Here is a 7,862-nt window from a genome sequence, read left to right as displayed (position 1 = left end):
GGCGAAGACCCCAGCGGTATCCCCAACAACCTGATGCCGTTCGTCGCGCAGGTCGCGGTGGGTCGTCGGGAGAAGCTCTCGGTGTTCGGCGACGACTACGACACCCCCGACGGCACCGGCGTCCGGGACTACATCCACGTCGACGACCTCGCCGCCGGACATGTCGCCGCCCTGGACCGCATCAGCACCGGCACCGACCCGATGTCGATCTGGAATCTGGGCACCGGTCAGGGCGTGTCGGTCCTGCAGGTCATCAAGGCCTTCGAGCGGGCGAGCGGACGGCCCATCCCCTTCCAGATCGCCCCGCGCCGCGCCGGCGACATCGCCGCGTCGTATGCCGATCCGTCGAGGGCCAACGCCGAACTCGGCTGGCGGGCGGCGAAGACGATCGACGACATGTGCGCCGACACCTGGCGGTGGCAGTCCCACAACCCCGAGGGTTTTCCCGACGCCTGAGGCCGCGTTCAGCCGGTCGGCTCCGGGTATACCTTCTCGTTGACCTCGAAGACGGTGACGTTGCCCTGCCGGAAGACCGGAGTCAGACCCGGTGCACCCTGGCGCCGCAGGGCCAGGAACGGGTCGCCCTGCACGCCGTGGTCGGGGTCGGGCACCCCGTTCTGGAATGGCCAGTAGCTCGGCGGGCTGTCGATCACGTAGTGCACGTTCAGGTCCCGGACGATGCCGTCGATATACGGGTCGGCACCGATCTGCGACACCCCCCAGAACAGATCTCGCTGACGCTGCGAGAAGTCGTTGGCGCGGTAGAACGCGAACATCGGCGTGAGCCCGGTGACCGGATAGATCCAGCCGGTGCCCTGGTCGAGGTTGTTGAGGATGAGCGAATCCCGAGCCCCCGGTTGCTGCTCGAGCCAGTGGTAGGCCGCGAGGTCGTCGGCGCCGACGAGTTTGCCGTCGCGGTGCTTGGTCGCGATCTGCGCGTTGGTCGGGTATCGCCACACCGCCGCCCCCGCGACGAGCACCATCAGCACGGCGGCAGTCGCCGGGATCACCCATCGTCGGGAGGGCTGCCTCATCGGCGCCGGTTCGCTCGACGTCCACCGTGACACCAGCGCGGCCACACCGAGCGCGAGCATGCCGAGGGCGATCCCGGCGACCGCCGCGGAGAACAGCGCGACGACGAAGGTCAGCCGGTGCGGTGAGTTGTAGAAGTAGCCGCCGATCGCGCCGAGCGGGTAGGACAGCGGGCCGAGGGAGACCACCGCGTTGGCGGTGACGAGCACGAACGCCGCCCAGGTGGCCAGCCCCGCCCAGCACCGCAGCCAGGCCAGCACCCCGAGGCCGGCGATCGTCGCCACGATCAGACCCCACACCGGATACGACACCTCACCGAGCGGGACGGTTCCGTTGAACGCCGCCTGTGCGAGTCCGTCGAGGACGCCGACGGTCTCCTCGCGGAAGTCGAAGAACGGCAGGGTGTTGGTGTCGGCGACCGCGATCGTCCCCAGCACCACGGGCGCTATCAGCACCAACGTCAGCGCGCCGGTGACGGCGAGGGTCGCCAGATCACGCAGCCGGCCGTATGCGGGCCGCCACAGCCCCTCGCACAGCCACCACAGCACGACGATGACGCCGGCGAGGATCAGCCCGGAGGGATGCGTCGCGGTGACCCCGGAGACCGCGATCGCGGCGGGCAGCACGCGTCGCCGGTCTCGGACGGCGCTGATGACCAGGATCGCCGCGATCGGCGCGATGGAGACACCGACCGCGTTGGGGACCGAGGTGAGCTCGACCTCCACGTAGGGCAACGACGGGAAGAGACCGGAGATGGCGGCGGCCGTCCCGGCCAGGAAGGCGGCGCGGTCGGGGGCGAGGCGGTGGCGGGCGAACCAGTAGGCCAGCGAGGCCACCCCGAACGGGATGGTGACGGCCAGCACCGCCGGCGAGTAGGTGTTGTAGAGCTCGACGGGGTTGGCGCCGGTGATCGGGAACAGGATCGCACCGAGTGCATGCCAGGTGTTCGGGTAGTAGTTGAACCCGTGGGTGTCGTAGTTCATGAGCTCGCCCATGCGCAACGCCGACCCGATACCGGTCTCGTGGATCCAGCGCAGGGAACTCGCATGCCACAGCGAGTCCCAGACCTGCGGGATACTGTCCAATCCCTCGGCGGCGGTGATCACCAGCGGCCGGATGCAGGTGATCGCGATGATCGCCCCGCCCAGCACCGCACCGGCCGCCAGTGCGAGTGTCCCGCGGCGGTCGAGCGGCTCATCGTCGTCTCGGGTCGGACCCGCGAGCCCACGTAACCTCCGGCTGCGTAGCGCGGCCGCGTACGCCCAGCCGGCGAGCAGTGTGATCACCAGCGCGAGCAGCGCGGTCCAGACGTTCCACTCGAAGCCGACGACTGAGTAGACAACGGTGAACACCCCGACGATCGCGAGGGTGATCGGCGGGCCCGCGGCGATCGCGACCGGCCACGGCAACGTCATACGACGACCGACGAGCGCCCCGGGCACCACCAGCACCAGGGCCGTCACGGCGGTGACCCACGCCCCCAGCATCATCGTCGGCACCTCCCCTGTCGTGAAGAATCACCGATGAGGGTACCGGCGACCACCTCTACGCCCGGCGATCGACCCGATGCGCGATGACGACGATCACCAGACACACCAGCGCCGCGACGACCCCGAATCCGAACATCATCGGGTAGGTGACCGCCAAGTATGTCTCGGAGATCCAGGCGAGAACCGCCGGCACCGCGAAGCCGAGATAGGTGGCGCCGTAGAACACGGCGGTGAGCCCCGCGAGATTGTTCGGGCCCGCGATCCGCTGGACCTCGAGCAGTCCGGAGATCATCGCCATGCCGTAGCCGCAGCCCAGCACGGCCGCCGCGGCCAGCGACAGCCAGATCGTCAGCGCCGACGCGGCCGCCGCGGCCAGCGCCATGCCGGTGGCGAGGATGACCAGAGCGAGGGCGGGGCCGCGCACGCCGGCAGGGTTGTCGATGCGGCGGCCGACGGACTGGATGCCGAAGCCCGCGGCGAGACCGAGGACACAGCACAGGGAGGCGAACGCGATCGGCGCGCCGGAGGTGTGCATCGTCATCAGCGCCGGGATGATCGCGTAGGCCGAGGCACAGGCGCCGAACACCCACGGCGCGATGGGCAGGACGACGAACAGGAACCGCCGGTTGGTGATCCCCCGGATCTTCAGGTCGTCGATGAGCCGGCCGGGCGACGACGACGGCGCGCGGGTCTCCGGGCAGGCCGTCAGCAGCGTCAGGGCGCCGGCGGCCAGCGCAATGTTGACCGCGTACGGAGTGACGGTGGGCCATGGCCCCCACTGTGCGAGCACGCCGGCCAGCCCCGCACCGATGCCGAAGCCGGCCGTCAGACTCATCGCGGCGCGGCGCGCACCGACGGCGACCCCGACGCCCTCGCGGTGACTGATCTCGGCGATCCAGGTGCCGCCGACCGCCATCGACAGACCCAGGGCCACCCCGCTCGCGACACGCCCGAGGCTCAGCAGCGTCAGCGAGTCCGGTCCGAGGGCGAGCAGCAGCGAGCCGAGCGCCGCGAAGATCGGCGCGGGCAGCATCAGGGGCCGGCGGCCGAACCGATCCGAGAGCGGTCCGCCGACCAGCAGGGCCGGGACGATGCCGAGGACGTAGGTGAACAGCAGGCCGTCGACGGCGACGGCCGACAGCGCACCGTCCTGCCGGTACATGACCAGCAGCGGGGTGAACTCGTTGCCGCCCCACGCGGCGGCGAACACGGCGAGCGAGACGGGTTTCCACCGACCGGTGGTCGTCGTCGGGGGTGCGGGCTGCAGGTCGATGGCGGTCGCGGTCATCGTCGGCCCCCGGTTCGGATGTCGTGAACGCCCGCGAGATGGGAGGCGAGGGCGTCCGCGAAGATGTCGGCGTCACCCTGTTCGATCGCGGTGAGCAGCTGCTGATGGTCGGTGAGAATTCGTGAGGCCACCGCGACGTCGCGGTGCACGCTGGCGGTGGTCATCCGGCGGTGACGCTCGCCGAGGCCGACGAAGAACTCCGCGAGCAGCGGATTGTCACCGGCGGCGACGATGATCTGATGGAACTCGGCGTCGATGCGGGAGAACTCGGCCACGTCGTCCGGATCGGCGGCGCGGTGGGCGGCGAGGTTCTCGCGCAGTCGTGTGACCAGCGCGGTGACAGCGACCGGGTCGTCGACGACGGCGCGCACCGCATGCTCCTCGAGCAGCTTGCGGGCGTCGACGACGTCGTGGGCCTCGTGGTCGGAGATGGGGACCACGAGCGCGCCGCGCTTCGGGTACAGCCGCATCCAGCCCTCGGCCTGCAGGCGCAGGAAGGCCTCACGGACCGGGGTGCGGCTCACTTCACATCGAGTGGCGACATCACCCTCGCTGATCAGTTCACCGCCGGCGAGGTCGTTGGTCAGGATCAGCTCCTTGACCTCGTGGTAGACCCGCTCGGCCGCCGACCCGGCATTCGGCGTAGCGCTCGCATGCAACATAGATACAAGTTGTACCTCATGTGACTCCATTCATTCAACTCAGGGGCTCCTTGCCCGTGTCACAAACGCGGTGGGACACTGGTCGGGCTGCGCGAACGTTGCACGACGATCGGACGCGGCAGATCGAGAACGGGCAGGACGGGCGGAACCCCGACCGCCGCAGACCGATCCCATCGGTGTACTGGTGCCCCGCCGACGTGGCGCCACCCACAAGGACACCCCGCGGTCACCGCGGGCAGCAGGAGGACAACGTGGCCGGCAAGGCAGACAACATCCCCACCGAGAACCAGAACGGCGCACCCTTCGACGAGCCGTCGATCACCGACGTGCCGATCACCGACGAAGAGATCTTCATGGCGCACGTCGGCGGGAAGCTCTCGGTCGAGTTGCGCTCCCCGATCGACACACAGCGCGATCTGTCGATCGCCTACACCCCGGGCGTTGCGCAGGTGTCACGCGCGATCGACAACGACGTGGCCCTGGTCAGCAAGTACACGTGGACCGATCGCCTGGTCGCCGTGGTGAGCGACGGCTCCGCGGTCCTCGGCCTCGGCGATATCGGACCGCGCGCATCGTTGCCGGTCATGGAGGGCAAATCCGCCCTGTTCCGCACCTTCGCCGGGCTCAATTCGATACCGATCGTGCTCGACACCAAGGATCCCGACGAGATCGTGGAGACCCTGGTCCGGCTGCGTCCAAGCTTCGGCGCGGTCAACCTCGAGGACATCTCCGCACCCCGTTGTTTCGAGATCGAGCATCGCGTGATCGAGGCCCTCGACTGTCCGGTCATGCACGACGACCAGCACGGCACCGCCATCGTCGTGCTGGCGGCACTCAAGGGCGCGATGAAGGTGCAAGATCGCGACATCACCAGCCTCAAGGTGGTCATCTCCGGCGCCGGTGCCGCCGGGGTCGCCTGCGCGAACATCCTCCGCGCAGCCGATATCGAGGATGTCGTCGTACTCGACTCCAAGGGCATCATCAGCTTCCATCGCCAAGACCTGACGGAGGTCAAGCGCGAGCTGGCCGAACGCACCAATCCGCGTGGCCTGTCCGGCGGTGCCGCCGAGGCCCTGGCGGGTGCGGATGTGTTCCTGGGCGTCTCGGCCGGGAAGATCGAGGAGTCGCTCATCGCGTCCATGGCCGACAATTCGATCGTGTTCGCCCTGTCGAACCCCGATCCGGAGATCCATCCGACCCTGGCCGCCAAACACGCCGCGATCGTCGCGACCGGTCGCAGCGACTTCCCGAACCAGATCAACAACGTGCTGGCCTTCCCGGGCGTCTTCAAGGGCGCCCTCGACGCCGGCGCGAGACGTATCACCGAGCGTATGAAATTGGCTGCGGCAGAAGCGATCTTCTCCGTCGCCGCCGACGACCTCCGGCCCGACCGGATCGTGCCGAGCCCGCTGGACAAGCGCGTCGCGACCGCGGTTGCCGAGGCTGTCGCGGACGCCGCGCGGGCCGAGGGAGTCGCCTGATCGGCTGAATGCGTCAACCGGTGCCGCGACGGTCCGGACCGCTGCTGAAAGTGGCCCCCTGGGCGATGGCCGAGGGGATATCCCCTCGGTGCCGCGCCACGGGGCCACTTTCAGTAGGCGGGGACCCGGCCGCACCTGACGGAACCGGCCAACGCGGACCGCGCCACCAGGGCCGTGCGCCTCGGATGACACGAGTGGAACCGCCGACCCGCCCACCACGTCTGATGGGGCGTGGAGAATCCTCACGCATACGGCGTCTACTCCCGCGCGGAACTGATCGCCCGCGGGGAAAACGACGCGTCACTGCGCCGCGCGATCCGCGAAGGCACCCTCGAGCGACCGCGCCGCGGTTGGTATGCCTTTCCGACAGCCGACGAGACGGTGGTCCAGGCCGTCCGCAAAGGCGGCGTACTTTCATGTGTCTCGGCCCTGCGCCACTACGGTTTCTGGATTCCGCCCGGCCACGACTCCCTGCATGCTCGGGCTTCGAGACACCACGGCAAGCGCAAGAACTTCTGCAAAACCCCGGGCCGCCCTCTTCCCATCCATACCGCCGTCGACCCGATCGCCGATGCACTGATGTGCGCCGCGCAGTGCATGACGGCCGAGGACTGGATCATCGTGGCCGATTCGATCCTCAACTCCACACAACTGAGCGTGCGTGAACTTCTCGCCGCCATGCCCCAGATGAATCGTGTGATACTCCGTCGGATCACGAAGTGTGACGCCCGTTCGCAATCGGGAACCGAGACCGCTGTCCGACTGCGCCTGAGAGCACGAGGTTTCCACGTCGTCGTCCAGCCGAGCATTCGCGATGTCGGCGTGGTCGATCTGCGAGTGGGACGGTTGCTGCTCGAATGTGACAGCAAGCTCTACCACACGAGCCTCGAGAATTACCGCAAGGACCGGCGGCGCGATCGCAAAGCGCTGGCCCGGGGTCTCACCACGATGCGGTTGACCTACGACGACGTGATGTTCGGCTGGGATGAGACCCTCGCCGACATCACCACGTTCACCGATGCCGACCGGCATCGGCCGCGTCGTCGACGGAAGCTGGCACCATGAGTGTGGTCCGAGGGCCGACTGAAACCGGCCCCGACAGCGACCACCGAGGGGATATCCCCTCGGATCGACCTCACGGGGCCATTTTCAGTCAGCGGACGGTGAGCCGTTGCAGACCGCTCGGCGAACGGAGCTCAGTCGTCGCGTTCCTGCCAGGTGCACAGACAGATCTCGTTGCCTTCTGCGTCGGCGAGCACCCAGAACGACGGCGCGTACTCGTCGGTGAGCAGTTGTCCGCCGGCGCCGACGGCAGCCGCGATCCGGTCGGCCACCACATCGTGCGGCACCCAGAGGTCGACGTGCATCCGGCTGCGCTGCGGCCGCGGTGCGTCCATCTGCTGGAACCAGACCCCGGGCAGGCGCCCGGCCGGGTCGGAGAGGTCAACCGAGGTCTGCTCCGGCTCGTCCCGATAGCCCAGGACCGCCTTCCAGAACGGCCGGATCTTGTCGATGTCGAGTGCGTCGATGGCGAGATCGAATCGCGCCGGCGGCGCGGCCAGAGGTTCGAGTCCGAGGTCCAGCGCGATGGCGGCGATCGTGTTGGCGAGCGCGACGTCGGCCTCGGTGAGGGCATGCGCACTGTGCGTGGTCAGGACGAGATGGACTGAGCCGTATTGGAGGTCGACGTCGGGGTGATGGCCGGCCACTTCCGCCGCCTCGATGATCCTGGTGATGAACTCGCCGCCACGCACCATGTTCCCGGTCTTGTAGGCCGCGTACAGGGCCTCGGCGAGGACCCGCCACGGGTCCGAGATGGCCTCGGTCGCCACCGCGGCACTGACTGGGGTTCCTGTGGATCCGGTCATACGTCGACACTACGACCGCGAACGCATCGTCGGTACCCTTG

At 68.6% G+C, this 7,862-nt stretch carries 7 protein-coding genes; 3 read left to right on the top strand and 4 right to left on the bottom strand.

The genetic code is table 11. The annotated features are described in order from the left end of the window. Positions 1–456, top strand: a 456-nt coding sequence (locus GORHZ_RS04965; protein WP_006330947.1) for a GDP-mannose 4,6-dehydratase, incomplete at its 5' end; no start/stop codon positions are given. An 8-nt stretch (positions 457–464) separates the two neighbouring features. Here the strand turns inward: GORHZ_RS04965 and GORHZ_RS04960 are convergent. The 3 genes from GORHZ_RS04960 to GORHZ_RS04950 are packed head-to-tail and all read right to left on the bottom strand — an operon-like array spanning position 465 to position 4,472. Beyond that, positions 465–2,522, bottom strand: a complete 2,058-nt coding sequence (locus GORHZ_RS04960) for a DUF6541 family protein (RefSeq protein WP_006330946.1) — start codon at positions 2,520–2,522, stop codon at positions 465–467. 55 nt (positions 2,523–2,577) lie between these two features. Continuing rightward, positions 2,578–3,810 carry an MFS transporter gene (locus GORHZ_RS04955; RefSeq protein WP_006330945.1) on the bottom strand — a complete coding sequence of 411 codons (1,233 nt, stop codon included), beginning with the start codon at positions 3,808–3,810 and terminating at the stop codon, positions 2,578–2,580. Beyond that, complete coding sequence (locus GORHZ_RS04950) at positions 3,807–4,472, bottom strand: GntR family transcriptional regulator (protein WP_006330936.1); 666 nt, start codon at positions 4,470–4,472, stop codon at positions 3,807–3,809. Before GORHZ_RS04950 ends, GORHZ_RS04955 begins: the two co-directional genes overlap by 4 nt. 251 nt (positions 4,473–4,723) lie before the next feature. On the opposite strand from GORHZ_RS04950, the gene GORHZ_RS04945 reads away from it, so the two are divergent. Together GORHZ_RS04945 and GORHZ_RS04940 are read left to right on the top strand one after the other, a co-directional pair. Then, entirely contained in the window at positions 4,724–5,953 is a 1,230-nt protein-coding gene (locus GORHZ_RS04945; RefSeq protein WP_006330935.1) for an NAD(P)-dependent malic enzyme, read from the top strand. A gap of 231 nt (positions 5,954–6,184) precedes the next feature. Then, positions 6,185–7,018, top strand: coding sequence for a type IV toxin-antitoxin system AbiEi family antitoxin domain-containing protein (locus tag GORHZ_RS04940; RefSeq protein ID WP_006330934.1), 834 nt, complete (start codon positions 6,185–6,187; stop codon positions 7,016–7,018). A gap of 131 nt (positions 7,019–7,149) precedes the next feature. Here GORHZ_RS04940 and GORHZ_RS04935 read toward each other — a convergent pair whose 3' ends face one another. Continuing rightward, positions 7,150–7,821, bottom strand: coding sequence for a 4a-hydroxytetrahydrobiopterin dehydratase (locus GORHZ_RS04935; protein ID WP_006330933.1), 672 nt, complete (start codon positions 7,819–7,821; stop codon positions 7,150–7,152). Positions 7,822–7,862: the final 41 nt, after the last annotated feature.

Origin of the sequence: Gordonia rhizosphera NBRC 16068, assembly GCF_000298195.1 — a bacterium.
GTDB classification, from domain to species: Bacteria; Actinomycetota; Actinomycetes; order Mycobacteriales; family Mycobacteriaceae; genus Gordonia; species Gordonia rhizosphera.
The sequence above is the reverse complement of the archived record's forward strand: the minus strand, read 5'-3'. Positions and strand labels throughout refer to the sequence as shown.